The following is a 16,647-nucleotide window of genomic DNA, read 5'->3' on the forward strand; positions in this document are numbered from 1 at the left end:
CACCGCAACCAAATCGATAGAAACAAGTTCTATCGTGGTTTCGGCTCGGAAGGCGAGAAAGTGGGAGCAGCGATGAGGAGCAGGGACGCCGCGCTCGACGGCATCCGCGCGTTCGCCGCGCTCGGCGTCTGGCTGCTGCACGTCGGGAGCAACACCGGGGTCATGTACCGCGAGGGCATGTTCCCCTGGATGATGAGCCGTCTCGGCATCGCCGTACCGATCTTCTTCCTCCTGTCCGGCCTGCTCCTCTACCGCCCGTGGGCGCGCGCGGTGATCGAGGATACGCCACGCCCGGGTCCGCTGCGTTACCTGTGGCGCCGGGTGCTGCGCGTCATGCCGGTCTACTGGCTCGTGACCGGGCTGGCGCTGTGGGCGTGGAGCTCGTTCGACTGGACGGGCTGGCTCAAGTGGATGCTGCTGCTGCAGAACTTCTTCCCGGGCGACCCGGTGCCCGACGGGCTCTACCAGATGTGGACGCTGCCCATCGAGATGTCCTTCTACGTGCTGCTGCCGGTGCTGGCCTGGGTGCTGCACCGGTGGGCGCGCGGCGGGAACCGGCCGGTGCGGCTGCTGGCGGGCATCTCCGTGCTGCCGGTGATCTCGGTCGCCGCCGTGGTCGCGGCCAGGGAGCTCGGGCAGCCGCAGCTCGCCCTGCTGCTGCCGTACCATCTGGTCTTCTTCGCCTGCGGCATGGCCATGGCGGTGCTGTCGGTGTGGATCGGGCACAGCCGGGTGATCGACTCGCTCGCGCCGCAACTGCTCGTGCTGGCCGCCCTGCTGTACGCGCTGCTCAGCACCGGGCTGGCCGGGCCGCGCACGCTCACGCTGCCAACCCTGTCGCAGTCGCTCTGGCGGATCAGCCTGGAGGCGGCCGTGGCGGTGCTCGTGGTGGCGCCCTTCGCGCTGGCGTCCACGCCCGGTTCCCTGCGCGACCGCGTGCTCGGCAACCCCGTCTGCGCCTACCTGGGCCGCATCTCCTACAGCTTCTTCCTGTGGCACGCCCCCGTGATCACGCTGCAGCTCAAGATCATGGGCGCGCAGCCGTTCCAGGGCGACTTCGCCAGCGTGGCGGTGGTGTCGTTCGTGGTCACGATGCTGCTGAGCGTCGGCAGCTATCACCTCGTCGAGGTGAGCGCGCTCAAGCTCAGCCGACACCGGTCAGCACCTGCTCGGCCGCCGGCCGCTCCTGCTCCACTGCCGGCCGCGCCGGCTCCGTGACGAGCTGCCCGAACAGCACGCCCACGGCCGCGCAGGCCGCCAGTTGCGGCACCCCGTCCATGAGATAGGCCACGTCGATCCCGTACTCGCGCAGCACCAACGCCGCCGCCAGCGAGACCGTGGCGGCGCCGAAGACGCCGGCCGCCGCCCAGTGGGCGGGCAGCCTGCGGGCGCGCAGCAGCAGGGTCACCAGGACGGCCGCGAGCACCGCGATCATGCCGGGCCAGTTCGCCACCCAGCCGCCGAAGGCCAGCGCCAGCAGGATCACGTACGGGGCCCGCGGCCTGGCCAGCCGCGCGGCCGACGCCGGGGCGGTCTCGCGTACGTGCTCGGGCCGGGGCCCTCGCAGCACGAGCGCGGCCAGCGCGAGCAGCGCGATCCCGGCCAGGCCGAGCAGGAGCGCGAGCCGGTAGGCCCGGTCGGGCAGGTATTCGAGCCTGGCCGTCCCCGACGTGCCGGCCGGCAGCTCCCAGCCCTGCTTCCAGCCGTCGATCCGCACCGGTTTGAGGGTCTTGCCGCTGATCTGGGCGCGCCAGCCGGCGTTGTAGTTCTCGTTGACGACCAGGAAGGCGTCCTTGGGCGCGCTCACCTTGACCTCGCGCTCCGCGGCGGTCCAGGTGCTCTGCACCGCCGCGCCCTCCACGCCGCGTGGCTCGTCCGCCAGTGAGCCGACCACCAGCGAGTCGATCGCGTACGGATCCCAGCCGGCCACCCGCACCCGGTTGTCACCGGCGGCGAGCCTGGCCCTCGAGCAGCCGATGATCCGCACCGGCCGCTGTTCGAGCAGGTCGGCGTGGGTGCCGACGACCCTGGTGGCCACGCTGCGCCCGTTCACCTCGATGTTCGGCCCGAGCCCGCAGTCCAGCCTGAGCGGGATGTCCGCGGGCCGGCCCACCGGATCGACGCCGGGCACCACCAGCTCCGTCACCTGCAGCCGCTGCGAGAACGGGGTGAAGCGCAGCTTGATCTTCGAGGTCCTCATGGGCTTGAACGTGAGCACGTTCCGCTCGTCCACCCGCCCGCCGCGCACCGCGCCGCCGTCACCGCTCACGATCACGTCCATGGGCTGCTTGTCGCCGCCAGGACGGCCGATCTGGATCCGGGAGATCGTGCGCCTGCCCTTCCAGGCGATGGTGAGCGTGGGCTCGGTGTCGCCGGCGGCGGGGATCCAGGTGGTGCTCCCGTCCGCGTCGAAGGCGGATCTGGGCGACACCACCGCGTCCTCGCTCAGCTGGGACGAGCCGGTCACGGTGGTCAGGTCAGCACGGACCCGGGTGAACCGGTCGACCAGCTTCGCATCCCTCAGCACGGCCGTTCCCCGCACGTTCGCCGCCGAGGCGGACTCCGCGCGGAAAGTCCGGTCGAACCCGGTCTCCTCGCCCTGCTTGGCCAGCACCACCTCGTTGCAGACCCACCGGTACGCGTTGCGCATGCACGCGGGCCGCTCGTCCAGCCCCCGGTCCATCACGTACGCGTCGCCGCCCTGGCCGGGCAGCCGGATCGAGCGGCCAGCGGAGACGCCGGGGATCGACAGCTCGACGACGCCGACCCGCTGCCCGTAGCTCCACTCCTTCGACGCCGTGCCTGCCACCTTGATCCGCAGCCAGCTCGTGGGCCCGTCGGGCACCCGCAGCCGCTGCGGCTCCGTGGTGCGCCGCACGTCCTGGACCAGGCTGCCCGCCTCGCTCTCCACGGCCACCCGGGTGACGACCTGGCCGAGCAGCAGGTCTGGGGCGAACATCACGTTCACGTACGGGATCCGCGTGCTGCCCGGCAGGTCCACCCGCAGCCACTCGCCCACCGGGCGCTTCGAGCCGTCGCTCTCCCAGCCGGTGCGGACGTTGCCGTCCATGGCCGCCCACGGGCTGCGGCCGGTCGAGCTGATCCCCGCGATCGCGTACGGGTCGGCGACCGAGGAGGAGGCGCTGATGCCGGCGATGCCGTGGTACTCGGCCACGGCCGTCTCGTCCAGCCAGCCCTTCTCCAGCAGGTCCAGGGCCCTGACCCCGCCGAAGTCCGCCTTGCTGCCCGCCGTGAGCGTGGGCGACAGGTTCGTCCTGATCTCGCCGAAGGAACGTTCGCGCAGCCGAAGCGCGTCGCTGACCACGGTCGGCGCCTCGCGGGTGCCCGCGTCGCCGTTCACCAGGACCGGCGCGTCGCCGAGCAGGCCGAGGTCGCCCATCGCGAGCAGCGAGTCGGGCCCGCCGCGCACGGCCACCGCGTCGGCCGCGGCCTGCACGGAGACCAGGTCGCTGCTGCCCGCGACCTCGTACAGGTCGAGCGCGGGGAACGGCGCGTCGAGCTGGTTGACCGCGTCGTCGGTCTCCCTGTCCCCGACCGGCTCGCCGAACGAGCGCACCTTCGTCAGCCCCGGCGTCTCGCGCAGTGCCTCGTGCACGCGGGACGGCCAGGCGCCCTGGAGGTTCTGCCTGATCAGGTCGTTCCTGACGAGCAGGTAACGCACGCCCAGCCGGCGCAGCACGGTCGTCACCCCGGTCGAGCCGTGCCCGGCGGCCAGGCGCTGGTCGATGGCGTCGAGCAGCCTGGTCAGGCCCACGCTGCCGGGCGGAGTGATCTGCCTGGCGGTCCAGCGCGCGGTGGTCAGGGCCTGCAGCGGCTCGTCCATGGGGCGGCCCCAGACGTACTCGCCGAACTTGGCGCCCGGCACGATCAGCACGCCGTCGTCGCCGGCGTTGCGGTTGAGCCAGTCCGCCGCCTCCTGCCAGTGGGACGGCACCCGCTCGAAGTCACCCGGCGCGGCCAGCCCCTGGTTGAAGACGGGCAGCACGAGCGCCGCGGCGGCCGCCACCGCGACCGTACGCAGCGGGATCCTGGCCCTGACCAGCAGGTGGGCCAGGCCGAACGCGAGCGCGAGCCGGATCAGGGGGTCGAACTTGCGCAGGTTGCGCAGCGGCGCGAGCGGCCCGTCCAGCAGCCAGCGCACCGGCTCGGCCAGCACCGGCTCAAGCGCGCTCGCGTGCCCCGCCACGAGCGCGACCACACCCACCAGGAACATCGCCACCACGAACCCCTTGGCGGGCAGGTCGCGGCGGGCCAGCCCGGCCAGGCCGAGCGCGGCGAGCACGCCGGTGACCACGACCATCGTGGCGGAGGTGGCGATGGCGAAACCGGGCGGCTGCTCGAAGACGCCGTTCAGCGGCAGGTACCGCACCCAGTCGGAGGCGCCGCGCAGCACGTTCGTGAGCGAGGTGACCGCGGTGGTCGTCTCGGAGGTCTCGGTGTACGGCAGGAACGAGAACGCGTAGCGGCCCACCAGCAGCAGGGGCAGCGACCAGAACAGGGTGGCCACGGCCACCGCGCCCGACCACCAGGCGAGCAGCCGCCAGCGCGGCACCGGGCGCGGCCGGGTCAGGATGTACAGGACGGGCGCGACCAGCACGGCCAGCACGGCGACCGCGTTCACGCCGCCGCACAGCGCCACCGCCAGCGCCGACCTGATCGCCCCGCGCGCCCGCTGGCCCGTCTCCGACGCGGTGAGCAGCGGGATGAGGATCCACGGCAGCATCGCGGCGGGCAGCCACTCGATGGAGATCTCGCCGAGGATGGACAGCGTGCGCGGGGCCAGCGCGTACGCCAGCGCCCCCGCGATCCGCGTGCCCGGCGTGCCGATGCCGAGCTGCCGCGACAGCCGCTCCACTCCGAGGAAGGCGACGCACATGAGCAGCGTCAGCCAGAGCCGCTGCGTCACCCACGGCTCGACTCCGGCCAGGTCGCCCAGAGCGAAGAACGGGCCCATCGGGAAGACGTAGCCGGCCACCTGGTTCTGCAGCTGGCCGAAGTGCTGGATGTCCCACAGGTGGGCGGCGCGCTCCAGCCAGCCGACCGGGTTGAGCGCCAGGTCCATCTTGGTGTCGGAGATGAGGTGGCCCGGCTTGGTGGTGAAGGCCATCAGGGCGAAGCCGAAGCAGCTCAGCAGCAGCCAGAGGCGGCGCCTGGCGGGCTCGCCGACCGGCCGGCCGGCGCCCGTGCGGCGTCCGGCGACGAGTTTGTCGGTGGGGAGCAGGCTCATGACCCGCCGCGCGGCCGTCGGCTCGCTCACCGCACCTCCCCGCCGGGGCCGGAGTCGGGGGCGGCGGCGAGGCCCGGACCGGGCCTGACGTCCGGAGCGGGATCGAGGCCGGGGGCGGGGCCGGGGTCACGGCCGTGCATGAGCGCGATGAGGCGTTCCGCGCTGCGGTCCCAGGAGAAGCGGCCCGCCCATTCCCGACATTTCACGGTATAAGTGTGGTCCAGCTCGTCGAGTGCCGCGCCAATGCCCTTGGCCAGGTCCGTCCCCTCGGGCAGGAGCCAACCCGTCTCACCGTGCCGTACGGCGTCCCGCAGCCCATCCACGTCGAACGCCACGGTGGGCACGCCGAGCGCGGCCGCCTCCAGCACGCTCAGCCCCCAGCCCTCCCCCTGCGAAGCGCTGACGTGCAACCACGCCCGCGCGACGAGGCGCGCCTTGTCCTCCTCCGGCAGGTACCCGTGCAGGGTCACTCCCTCGGGCAGCCGCTCCCGCAGCGCCGCCTCCTCCGGCCCCCTGCCGATGACGTCCACGACCAGGCCGGGCCAGCGCTTACGCAGCTCCGGCACCGCGTCGAGCAGCAGATGAACGCGCTTGTGCGCGACCAGCCGCCCGAGGCAGACAAGCCTCGGAACCCCGCTCTTCACGGGCTCGCCGGGCGCATCGGGCTCCCCGGGCTCCCCGGGCTCCCCGGGCTCCCCGGGCTCGGGGACGCTGACCCCGTTCGGGACGATGTGCACGGGACCCGTCCACCCGAGCCGCTCGCGCATGGCCAGCACCGTGGACGGCGAGACGGCCACGCTCTCGTGCCGCCGGTAGCTCCACCGCGACACCGGCCCCTCAAGGAAGCGCCCGACCGCCGCCAGCCACCCCGGCATGTGCACCCCGAACTGCCGGTCGTGCACGTGGTGCACGACGCACAGCACCCTGGTACGCCGCCGCACCACCCACGGGGTGAAGAACGGGATCCCGTTCTGGCAGTCGAGCACCGCGTCGAAGCGCCCCAGGCGCAGCAGCAACCAGCCCAGCACCAGCGGATAGACGGTGAAGACCCCGCCCATGCGGACGAAACGCACCCCTTCCACGCTCTCGCTCCGGCTCTGTCCCGGCGCCCGCGCGGTGACGAAGCACACCGGGTGCCCGGCCCGCGCGAAGCGGCGGGCCAGCTCCCAGGCGAACGTCTCCGCACCGCCCGCCTGCGGATGCCAGGGGTCACGCCAGTTGACAACCGCGATCTTCACGGATATCCGACGGGGTCGAGCGGCGGCTCCCACGCCGGGCGCGCGGCGGGCCGTGGCCGGGCGCGCAGCCGCAGCCAGATCCGGCCGAGCTCCAGCACGATGCCGAACGTGTGCCGGGCCGGGGAGAAGCGCGAGCCCGGCATGTCCCGCCAGCACACGGGGATCTCCATCACGGCCGCGCCCTGCCGGCGGCAGCGTGCGAGCAGTTCGACGTCGAAGGCGAACCCCGGCGTGCGCAGCTCGGCGGCGATGTCGCGGGCGAGCACGCCGTCGAAGAACTTGAAGCCGCACTGGGTGTCGCTCACGCCGTGCACGAGCACGCCGGCCAGCGCGCGGAAACCGAAGGCGCCCAGCTCGCGGACCTTGCTGTGCCGGTTCTCCACGAGTGAGCCGTCGTGTCCCCTCGATCCGATCACGACCCGTTCACCCGACAGCAGCAGCCCGAGCGCCACATCGACGGCGCCGAGGTCGGTGGCCATGTCGGCGTCGAGGAAGCCGACGAAGGGCGCGCTCGTGCCGAGCAGCCCGGCGCGTACGGCGGCGCCCTTGCCCGGGGTCGCGCACCGGATCAGCCGGACGGGAACGGTACCGCTCGGCCAGGTCTCGACGATCTCGGCCGTGCGGTCGGTGCTGTCGTTGTCCACGACGATGACGGAGCTGGGGAACGGCATGCGGGCAAGCTTCGCGCACAGCTGCAGGAGCCCCCCGGGTAGTCGCCCTTCCTCGTTGTAGGCGGGAATGACGATCTCAAGCAGTGGTGGTCGACTCGTCCGCTCGTCCCCTTGCGGAGAGGGCGGCATCTCGGCTCGGGTTACCGGTCGCCGTAGTTGTAGAGCGGCTGGTTGACCGGCGTTGCGGTGGCGCCGGTGAAGGTGACGGTGGTGACCGTCGCCACGAGTGCCGCGACGGCGATGCCGATCATCGCCGCTAAGAGGATCTTGATCACCGGGGTTCCTCCTCAAGCGGGCAAGCGGTGCGGGCGTCCCTCAACTTAGAACCAATTCTTGCTACTCGGAAGTAGCTAGCGGAAATATTAACAAAGAGCCTGATCAGGGTCCGATCCGGAGTAAGACTCAGCGACCAACCCGTTCGAATCTGTACAACCCCAGGTCACGGGTATCGACCAGAACCCTCGCGCTCCGTAGCCAGAGACCGAACCGGCGCCGCTCCTCAAGTGTCCCCGCGTCCACAATGACGTAGCGGAATCCGGCCGCCGCCAGGTCCGGCGAGGATCCTTCTAGTACGCGTTCTACCTCGCGGGCGCGGGGATCCTCGCTCCTGACGACCAGCCCGCCGACCCGTACGGCGTCGCTGGAGACCACCCGCCGGCCCGGCACCGCGAAGAAGCGCTGGGCCGGATCCAGCACCGCCCGGCCCCCGTTCCACGGGAACTGCCGGTACGACTCGAACGGCAGCACCAGCACGTCCCCCGGCACGGGATCACGCCTGATGATCTCCCGCGCGGCCGTCCAGCTCGCCGGATAGGACACGCTGCCGAGCTGCCCCAGCGACCCCCACGCCATCGTCGGCAGCACGGCCAGCGGCACCAGCACCAACGCGACCGTCCACGCCCGCCGCCCCACCACCGACCCGGCCACCGGCCCGGCCGCCGGCCCCGCCACTGCCCCCGTCGCCGACCCCGTCGCCGACCCCGTCACCGACTCTGCCAGCGCGCCCAGCCCGAGCGCCGCGACCAGGGCCAGCGGCGCGACGAACTGCTGCGCGTCGCGGAACACCGCGAACCCGCCCCACACCTCCACGAGCCACTTGAACGCCTCCCGGCCCGGCTCGCTCACCCCCGCACACGCCACCGCCAGCCCGGCCCCCGCGGCCACAGTCAGCCCCGTCCGGTACGGCGCCCGCGACCGCAGGAAGGCGACGACCCCGGCCAGCGTCAGCACCAGCCTGGCCACGGCCCCCGCCACGCTCTCGTAGCCGGGCGGGACCGCGTACCTGTTCCAGATCCCGCCCAGCGACAGCAGGCTGCCCACAGTGCCGAAGGGCGTGTCCGCCCGCGCGGCGAAGGCGTCGATCCCCACCGGATCGCCCTCGATGCCGTGCGGCCTGAGCGCGGTCGGCACCAGCCACGGCAGGCTGAACAGCGCCAGCACCCCGGCCACCCGCACCACGCCCCACCAGCGCGACTCGCCCTTCACCCGCGACTCGGCCTGGTCACGGGGCTCCCCCTGATCACGCGGCCCGGCCTGATCACGCGGCCCGGCCTTCCAGCGCGACAAGGCGACCGGCACCGACGTGATCGCCGTGACCGTCATCGCCGCGAACCCGCCCACCGCCGCGGGCAGCATCGCCAGGGCCACCCGCCGCCCCGACCACACGGCCCGCACCACCCAGGGCAGCCCCGCGTACCCGAGCAGCAGCGCCCACTGCCCGATCAGCAGCCGCTCGGCCACGTACGGGTTCCACACGTAGAACGCCCCCGCCACCAGCCGCGGCCCCAGCGACCCCGACGGCAGCAGCAGCGCCGCCCCCGAGCACCCCAGCACGAAGACGGCCAGCAGGATCGCCTTCTGCACCAGCTCGGCCGGCAGTACCTGCGCCAGCGCGGTCACCACGGCGTCGCTCGGCACGACCCGCGCCGCCCCGCCCGCCATCCCGAAGGTGAACGCAGAGAACTCCGGCCCCGGCACGAACACCATGTCCTGCAGCAGCGTGAACCCCCAGCCCAGGGCGGGCCCGAGCGCCAGGCAGCCCAGGGCCAGCCCGAGGAGGGCGGAGGCGGGCCCGGCCCGGACGGTACGCGGCATTGCGCTATGACATCACAACCGGGACATCACAACCGGGCATCACAACCGGGACACGACCATTCCACCGACGACCTCGACGTGACTACGCTGCGCCGGGGAGGACGGGGCGATGACGACGGCGGAGGCGGCACCAGAGGTGACCCACCGGCCGCGCGGAGCCGACGCCGTGCTGGCGGCCGGGCTGGCGATGGTCGTGGCGCAGCTCGTGTGGAAGTTCGAGCTGGTCAGGCGGACCTACTTCCGCCAGGACGACTTCCACTACCTCATCAGGGGCCAGGAGAGCGGCTTCACCTGGGACTACCTGATGTGGGTCGACGTGGGCCACCTGCTGCCCGGCGGGTTCGGCATCTCGTGGGCGATGGCCAGGCTCGGCGGCTACGACGAGGTGCTGGCGCACACGATGACGATGACGTTGCAGGCCGGGGCGAGCCTGGCGCTGCTGCGGCTGCTCGTGGTGCTGTTCGGGGCGCGGCCGGCGATCCTGGTGCCGCTCGGCTTCTACCTGCTCACGCCCATGACGGTGCCGTCGCTGTCGTGGTGGGCGGCGGTGCTGGAGACGCTGCCGCTGCAACTGGCGCTGCCGATGGCGCTGGCGTCCCACGTCCTGTACGCGCGCGACGGGCGAGCGCGGCACCTGGTGGCGGCGTGCGCGTGGACGGTGTTCGGCCTGGCGTTCTTCGTCAAGGCCGCGTTCATCCCGGTGCTGGCGCTGGCGGTCACGGCCGGCTGGCTGACGCCGTCGTGGCGGGGCCTGTGGCGGCTGTGGCGGGCCTGGGCGGCCTACGCGGCGGTCCTGGCGGCGTACTCGTGGATCTTCTTCACCGGCCTGTACGGCTCCGTCCAGATCAACCAGGCGACCCAGACCCCGACGCTGCCGTCCCTGGAGGTGGCCGGCGAGTTCGCCTGGCTGCTGGGCTCGCGGGCGCTGGTGCCGTCGGCGCTCGGCGGGCCGTGGGCGTGGCAGCCGGTCGGCGACGACTACGCCATGGCCGCCGCCCCTGGGCCGCTGGTCTGGGCCGGGCTCGCCGTCGCGGCCGTGGCGATGGCGGTGTCCGTCCGTCATCGGCGGCGGGCCTGGGCGGCGTGGCTGGTGCTGCTCGGTTACTTCCTGGCGGCCGACGTGGTGCCGGTGCTGCTGGGCCGGATCGAGGTGCTCGGGCCAGGGGTGCTCGGTCACGAGCTGCGTTACCTGGCCGCCACCGCCACCGTCGTCGCCATCATGATCGGGCTCGCCTTCATCCCGCTGTCCGGCGAGGAAGACCAGTGGCTGCGCCCGCACGGTCGGCTCAGGTGGCTCAGGTGGACGTGGCTCAGGTCGGCGTGGCTCAGGTGGGCCTGGGTGCCGCTGGCGGCCACGTTCGCGGCGGGCTCAATCTGGTCGGTGGCCGCCTACGCCGACCGCCCGCTCGGCGCCCCCGTACGCGCTTACGTGGAGACCGCCAAGCAGGCGCTCGCGCGGGTGCCGGAGGGCACGGTCGTGCTCGACACGTACGTCCCGCCCGGCGTCGCCGCCGCGGCCTTCTTCCACGAGTACGCCCGCCACTCCAAGCTCCTCGGCGTACCCGATCCATGGCCGGTGACCTGGACGAACAGCCTCTCCGGCCCCCTGCGGAGCCCGATGACGTTCGACCCGCACGGCCGCCTGCGACCGGTGACCATCAAGGGCCTGACGATCCCGCAAGAGCCGGCGTGCGTGCCGGTCGGCGCGCAAGAGGTCCGCTTCCGCCTGCCCACGCGGCTGCCCGGGGGCGAGTACACCGCGCAGATCTCCTACCTGAACGCGGCCGAGACCACCCTGTCGGTACGCCTCGGCCTCGGCGTCGCCCAGACGGCGGCCGGCAAGGACCTGGGCAGGACGTTCGTCAGGATCGCCGGAGAGGGCGCCGAGCTGGCCCTGCGCACGACCGGCGGCCCCGGCGCCTGTATCGGCGAGATCAGGATCGGCACCCCGATCCCCGACGAGGACGCCACGGCCATCCCCCCGCGGCCGGTGGGGGGATGACCGCGGCCGGTCCAAGGCACTGCTCGCCCGGGGCCGTCGCGGGCAGCGGTTACTTGCCCGGCTCCGGGTCCCTGGGCAGGCCCAGCATGCGCTCGCCGATGATGTTGAGCTGCACCTCCGTGGTGCCGCCGTAGATGGTCATCGCCCTGGTCGCGAGCACCGCCCGGTTCCAGTAGCCGGCGTCGCCGAGCTTCATGTCCGCGGCGACCACCGCGGCGGGGCCGAGCAGCTCCACCGCGGTCTCCGAGACGTGCTGGGCGTGGGAGGTGGACAGCAGCTTGCGTACGGAGGCGTCCGCGCCCGGCTCCGCCCCCGCGAGCTGCTTGAGCGTCACCCGCAGCGACAGCGCGTTGATCGAGTGGCCCTCGCAGACCACTTCGGCCACCCGCTGCGCCTCGACCGGCGTCAGCTCCCGCCCCAGACGGCCGACCAGGCCGAGCAGGTCGGGGACCGACGAGCCGGTGCCGCCCGAGCCGGACGACAGCGAGACGCGCTCGTTGGACAGCGTGTTGCGGGCGACCTTCCAGCCCTCGCCGACCTCGCCCACGACCAGGTCGTCCGGCACGAAGACGTCGTCGAGGAAGACCTCGTTGAACAGGTTCTCGCCGGTCATCTCGGTCAGCGGCCTGACGGTGACGCCGGGGGCCTTCATGTCGACCAGGAAGTACGTGATGCCCTCGTGCTTGGAGCCCTCGCTGGAGTTGCGGGCGATGCAGATGCCCCATTCGGCCACGTGGGCGACGGAGGTCCAGATCTTCTGGCCGTTGAGCTTCCAGCCGCCCTCGACCCGCTCCGCCTTCATCTGCAGCGAGGCCAGGTCGGAGCCGGCGCCGGGCTCGGAGAACAGCTGACACCAGATGATCTCACCGCTGAGCGTCCTGGGCAGGAAGCGCTCCTGCTGGTCCCGCGTGCCGTACGCGGCGATCGACGGCACCACCCAGGCGCCGATGATCATCGCGGGCAGGCGTACCTTCGCCGCCTTGAGCTCCTGGGCGATCAGCACCTGCTCCAGGGGCGTGGCGTCGCGGCCCCACGGCCTGGGCAGGTGCGGCATGACGAACCCGGCGTCGGCCAGGGCCCGCTTCTGCTCCTTGCCCTCCAGCTCGGCGATGCGGGCGATCTCGGCGCGGATCGACTCGCGCAGCTCCTCGGCGTCCTCGGGCAGGTCGATCTCCATCTCGCGGGAGACGCCCTGGAGGGACAGCGCGGTCACGGCCGACGCCCACTCGGCCGACGAGCCGAGCAGCGCGCGCAGGGTGAGCGCGCGGCGGTAGTAGAGGTGCACGTCGTGCTCGAAGGTGTAGCCGATGCCGCCGAAGGTCTGGATGGCGTCCTTCGCGCACTGCACGGCCGCGTCGGGGGCCATCACCCCGGCCACGGCGGCGGCGAACTCCAGCTCCTTGTCCGCGCTGACGGCCGCGCTGTCGCCGCCCTCCGCGGCCCGCTCGGCCCCGGCCCGCCGCTCGGCGGCGCGGGTGGCGTCCCACACCGTGGCGCGGGCCTGCTCCAGCGCGACGAGCATGCGGGAGAGCTTGTGCTTGATGCCCTGGAACTGGCCGATCGGGCGGCCGAACTGCACGCGTACCTTGGCGTAGTCGGCGGCGGCGGCGACGCACCACGAGGCCAGGCCCGCCGCCTCGGCGCCGAGCAGGATCGCGGCCAGGTTGCGCACGTCGGCGCTGCCGACGCCGCCCAGGATGCCCTCGGCGGGGACGACCACGTCGGTCAGCTCCACCTTGGCGACCGGCCTGGTCAGATCGAGCGAGGGCAGCTCGGTGACGGTGGCGGCGGAGGCGTCGATCAGCACCCACTCCTCGCCGTCGGCCGTGGCCACGGGCAGGACGAGCGAGTCGGCCAGGGAGCCGCCCAGCACGGGCTCCGCCGTGCCGGAGACGACCAGGGAGCCGTCCTCGCGGCGGGTGCCGCGCAGCGCGCCGCTCAGCGCGACGGCGCCGGTCAGCGTGCCGTCGGCGAACGACTCCAGGTGCTCGGGACGCTTGGAGGCGTTGATCACGGCACTGGCCAGCACGGTCGGCACGTACGGGCCCGGCGCCACCCGCTCGGCCAGCGCCTCGATCGCCACGGCCGCCTCCAGCAGCCCGTAGCCGGAGCCGCCGTGCTCCTCGGGCACGTGCAGGCCGAGCAGCCCCTGCTCGGCCAGGCCAGGCCAGAACGCGGGGCGTCCGCCGGCCCCGGCGCGCAGCAGCTCCGCGGGGATGTTCCGCTCGGCCCAGCCGCGCACCGACTCGCGGAGCGCCTCGTGCTCCTCGCTCAACCCGATAGCCATTGCTCATCCTCCAGCCAGGTCCGGGAGTCTACCCAGAACCATATTCTAGAGGATGCTTCTGGCGTGTCAGCCTGTCACAGCGGGCGAACTTGCTGGACGAGCGTGTTCAGGTCGCGCCAGTACTTCTTGTTCGAGTCGGGGATCGAGGCCAGCAGCATGGCGGGCTTGGTCTTGCCCACCTCGATCACCGTCACCACGGCCTGCGCCTCCTGCTTCTTGCCGTTGAAGGTGTAATCGACCTTGTAGCCGAGCGTCCAGCCCTTGCCGACCGGGAGCTTCTGCGACGCGGTCCACTCGTCGAGCTGCGCGCCCTTCGGGTACTGGGTGCGGATCGCCCAGCGGACCGCCTCGGTGGCGAGCTTGCGGTAGTCGGCGTTCGACGAGGGCTTCTTCTCCGGCGAGTCGCCCGGATACATCGCCGAGGCGATCACCGTGTGCGGGACCGCCACCTTGCCGATCCGCTGCGCGATCGAGAACGGCGGGAACGACTTGGCCTTCCACGGCGCGGCCAGCCTCGGGTAGGTGATGCCCACGGTCTTGTCGGTGATGACGCCGCTGACCAGGGACGCCGTCCCCGAGAGCGTGTCCAGCGTCTTGCTGGCCGGCACCGGCGGCAGCACGACCGGGCTCACGGTCGGGCTGGCGCTGGCACTGGCGGTGGCCGACGGCGTCGCCGAGACCGACGCGCTGGGCACCGGCGCCACCGAGACCACCTGCTCGCCCGCCTGCTGGTTGGCGGGCACGTCGCCGGAGAACACGACGAACACCAGGAGCACGGCCAGGACCGTGGCGAGGATGGCGCCGAGCAGGTAGACGGCCCTGATCGGGATGTCACCGAGACGGCGCGCCGGAGGTGCGGCGGGGAGCGGGGGGACGGGCGGGATGGTCGGCACCGGGTGCTGGTGCGCCTGCTGCTGCCCGAACACCTGCCGCGGCTGCATCCCCGGCCCCATCGGCCCCGGCCCCTGCATCGGACCAGGCCCTTGCATGGGACTGGTGCCTTGCCCCGGCCCTGGCCCCTGCGCCGCACCCGGCCCTTGCGACGGCCCCTGACCCGGTCCTGGCCCCTGGCCTGGTCCTTGACCCGGGCCTTGCGCGGGTCCTGGTCCTTGAGACGGGCCCGGCGCTCGGCTCGGCGCTTGTGCCGGGCTCGGGCCCGAGGACGGCGGCGGGCCCTGGCGCGGCGGAGCCGGGGTGGGTGTCGGCTTGGACGGCGCGGTGGGGTTCGGGCCGGACTGCTTCGGGGGCGCCGGCTTCGGACCCGACTGCTTCGGAGCGACCGGCTTGGGAGCCGCGGGCTTGGGAGCCGCGGGCTTGGGAGCGGCCGGTTTCGGGGTGGCCGGCTTGGGGCCTGACTGCTTCGGGCCTGACTGCTTCGGAGCGGTCTGGTCGGGGGTGGACGGCGCGGACGGCGGGCTCTGGGGCGGGGTCTGCGGCTTCACCGGGGCGGACGCGCCGGCCGCCGGCGGCCGGGAGATCCTGATCGTCTGCTCGGCCTGCTGCTCCTCGGGCACGACGATCTTGCGGAACGGGGTGGTGGGTGAATCGTAGGTTCGTCTGCGCTCGCCGTCGTCCGCCATGGCCTTGAGATTACGTCACCACGGAGCGGGATAATTCCTCTATTCCCCCTGCAGAATCTAATTCTGTAAGGTCTGCGAACATGAGGGGTTTCTACGAGATCGCGGCCGAAGACCCGGAACGCCCTGCCCTCCTCGGCGACGCGGGCATGACCTACGGAGCGCTGCTCGACCGGGTCAACCAGGCCGCGGGCGGCCTGACCTCGCGCGGAGTCCGCCCCGGCGACAGCGTCGTGACCGTGTTGAAGAACGGGGCCGACGCCCTGACCATGATGCTGGCGACGTACCAGATCGGCGTCTATCTCGTACCCGTCAACTGGCACTTCACAGCCGAGGAGATCGACTACATCGTCGCCGACTGCGGCGCCCAGGTGGTGATCGCGCCGGACGCCCTCACGGTCGCCGAGCTCGTCGAGGGCCGGCCCAGCACCCCGCCCGGCCACCGGCGGGCCGGATCGATGATGCTCTACACCTCCGGCACCACCGGCCGGCCCAAGGGGGTACGGCGGCGGCTGCTGGACCTGACGCCGGAGGAGCTGTACCCGATCCTGATGCGCAAGAGCTGGCGGCACTTCGGGCTGCCGATGGGCGGCGTGCACCTGGTGTGCTCGCAGCTCTACCACTCGGCGCCGTACGGACAGGCCATGATGGCGCTGCAGTTCGGGCACTCGATCGTGGCGCCCGAGCGGTTCGAGGCGGCCGCCGCGCTGGAGCTGATCCAGCGGCATCGGGTGACGAACGCGTTCATGGTGCCGACGATGTTCCACCGGATGCTGGCGGTGCCGGACCGGGAGTCGTACGACCTGTCGTCCCTCACCCACCTCTACCACGGCGCCGCGCCCTGCCCGCCGGCCACCAAGCAGGCGATGATCGACTGGCTGGGGCCCGTGGTGTGGGAGTACTACGGCTCCACGGAGGCGGCCGTGGCGACCATGGTGTCCTCCCAGGAGTGGCTGGAGCGGCCGGGGACGGTCGGCAGGGCGCTGGACGGCATGTCGTTCACGATCGTCGGCGACGACGGCGAGGAGGCGGCCCCAGGACAGCCCGGACTGGTCTACATCGGCGGGATCAACCGCTTCGAGTACCACGGCGACCCGGACAAGACGGCCTCGGCCATGCGCGGGCGGGACTACACGCCGGGCGACATCGGCTACGTCGACGACGACGGCTACCTGTTCCTGCTGGACCGGCGGACCGACCTGATCATCTCCGGCGGGGTCAACATCTACCCGGCCGAGATCGAGGCGGCGCTGCTCGAACACCCCTCGGTGGCCGACGTGGCCGTGATCGGCGTGCCGGACCCCGAGTGGGGGCACAAGGTGGTGGCGCTCGTCCAGCCGACGGCCGGGGTCCGCGGCGGCGAGGAGCTCACGGCCGAGCTGCTGCGGCACTGTGCGCCCCGGCTGGCCAGGTTGAAGCACCCGCGGCTGATCGAGTACCGGGAGACGCTGCCCCGTACGCCGACCGGCAAGCTGAGCAGACGGAACGTCCGGGAAACGTATCTTTCCAGCTGAGCTGGGCAGTGAGCTG

Annotated in this window: 11 protein-coding genes; 4 read left to right on the forward strand and 7 right to left on the reverse strand. The window is 72.5% G+C overall.

All coding sequences use genetic code 11. The features are described from left to right. Window positions 1–72 precede the first annotated feature (72 nt). Window positions 73–1,218: an acyltransferase gene (locus AB0C27_RS22755; protein WP_357846978.1), complete on the forward strand. Its 1,146-nt coding sequence runs from the start codon at window positions 73–75 to the stop codon at window positions 1,216–1,218. On the opposite strand, the gene AB0C27_RS22760 is transcribed toward AB0C27_RS22755, so the two are convergent. The 5 genes from AB0C27_RS22760 to AB0C27_RS22780 all read right to left on the reverse strand — a co-directional run bounded on the left by AB0C27_RS22760 (window position 1,145) and on the right by AB0C27_RS22780 (window position 9,251). After that, complete coding sequence (locus AB0C27_RS22760; RefSeq protein ID WP_357846980.1) at window positions 1,145–5,278, reverse strand: alpha-(1->3)-arabinofuranosyltransferase family protein; 4,134 nt, start codon at window positions 5,276–5,278, stop codon at window positions 1,145–1,147. The genes AB0C27_RS22755 and AB0C27_RS22760 overlap by 74 nt on opposite strands. Next, window positions 5,275–6,486 (reverse strand): glycosyltransferase family 4 protein, encoded by a 1,212-nt coding sequence (locus AB0C27_RS22765; protein WP_357846982.1) that lies wholly within the window; start codon window positions 6,484–6,486, stop codon window positions 5,275–5,277. Before AB0C27_RS22765 ends, AB0C27_RS22760 begins: the two co-directional genes overlap by 4 nt. Next, on the reverse strand, window positions 6,483–7,286 hold the full coding sequence (locus AB0C27_RS22770) for a glycosyltransferase (protein ID WP_357846984.1): 804 nt from the start codon (window positions 7,284–7,286) through the stop codon (window positions 6,483–6,485). Before AB0C27_RS22770 ends, AB0C27_RS22765 begins: the two co-directional genes overlap by 4 nt. Window positions 7,287–7,297: 11 nt before the next feature. Further along, on the reverse strand, window positions 7,298–7,432 hold the full coding sequence (locus tag AB0C27_RS22775) for a hypothetical protein (protein ID WP_281262581.1): 135 nt from the start codon (window positions 7,430–7,432) through the stop codon (window positions 7,298–7,300). 127 nt (window positions 7,433–7,559) lie between these two features. Beyond that, on the reverse strand, window positions 7,560–9,251 hold the full coding sequence (locus AB0C27_RS22780; protein ID WP_357846987.1) for a hypothetical protein: 1,692 nt from the start codon (window positions 9,249–9,251) through the stop codon (window positions 7,560–7,562). A 109-nt stretch (window positions 9,252–9,360) separates the two neighbouring features. Here AB0C27_RS22780 and AB0C27_RS22785 point away from each other — a divergent pair, with 109 nt between their 5' ends. After that, window positions 9,361–11,253: a hypothetical protein gene (locus AB0C27_RS22785; RefSeq protein WP_357846989.1), complete on the forward strand. Its 1,893-nt coding sequence runs from the start codon at window positions 9,361–9,363 to the stop codon at window positions 11,251–11,253. A 49-nt stretch (window positions 11,254–11,302) separates the two neighbouring features. On the opposite strand, the gene AB0C27_RS22790 is transcribed toward AB0C27_RS22785, so the two are convergent. Continuing rightward, window positions 11,303–13,540, reverse strand: coding sequence for an acyl-CoA dehydrogenase (locus AB0C27_RS22790; RefSeq protein WP_357846991.1), 2,238 nt, complete (start codon window positions 13,538–13,540; stop codon window positions 11,303–11,305). Window positions 13,541–13,614: 74 nt separating this feature from the next. Continuing rightward, entirely contained in the window at window positions 13,615–14,481 is an 867-nt protein-coding gene (locus AB0C27_RS22795) for a hypothetical protein (protein WP_357846993.1), read from the reverse strand. A gap of 253 nt (window positions 14,482–14,734) precedes the next feature. Between AB0C27_RS22795 and AB0C27_RS22800 the strand changes: the two genes are divergently transcribed. Beyond that, window positions 14,735–15,091, forward strand: coding sequence for a hypothetical protein (locus tag AB0C27_RS22800; protein ID WP_357846995.1), 357 nt, complete (start codon window positions 14,735–14,737; stop codon window positions 15,089–15,091). 109 nt (window positions 15,092–15,200) lie between these two features. Then, entirely contained in the window at window positions 15,201–16,631 is a 1,431-nt protein-coding gene (locus AB0C27_RS22805) for an AMP-binding protein (protein ID WP_357846997.1), read from the forward strand. Window positions 16,632–16,647: the final 16 nt, after the last annotated feature.

The sequence above is a fragment of the Nonomuraea sp. NPDC048882 genome, assembly GCF_040649755.1.
Taxonomy (GTDB): domain Bacteria; phylum Actinomycetota; class Actinomycetes; order Streptosporangiales; family Streptosporangiaceae; genus Nonomuraea; species Nonomuraea maheshkhaliensis.

Bases quoted from the DNA above. Each gene is read 5' to 3' on its own strand.
- AB0C27_RS22755 (WP_357846978.1), top strand. From the start codon at position 73: ATGAGGAGCAGGGACGCCGCGCTCGACGGCATCCGCGCGTTCGCCGCG.
- AB0C27_RS22770 (WP_357846984.1), bottom strand. From the start codon at position 7,286: ATGCCGCCCTCTCCGCAAGGGGACGAGCGGACGAGTCGACCACCACTG.
- AB0C27_RS22780 (WP_357846987.1), bottom strand. From the start codon at position 9,251: ATGCCGCGTACCGTCCGGGCCGGGCCCGCCTCCGCCCTCCTCGGGCTG.
- AB0C27_RS22785 (WP_357846989.1), top strand. From the start codon at position 9,361: ATGACGACGGCGGAGGCGGCACCAGAGGTGACCCACCGGCCGCGCGGA.
- AB0C27_RS22790 (WP_357846991.1), bottom strand. From the start codon at position 13,540: ATGGCTATCGGGTTGAGCGAGGAGCACGAGGCGCTCCGCGAGTCGGTG.
- AB0C27_RS22795 (WP_357846993.1), bottom strand. From the start codon at position 14,481: ATGCAGCCGCGGCAGGTGTTCGGGCAGCAGCAGGCGCACCAGCACCCG.
- AB0C27_RS22805 (WP_357846997.1), top strand. From the start codon at position 15,201: ATGAGGGGTTTCTACGAGATCGCGGCCGAAGACCCGGAACGCCCTGCC.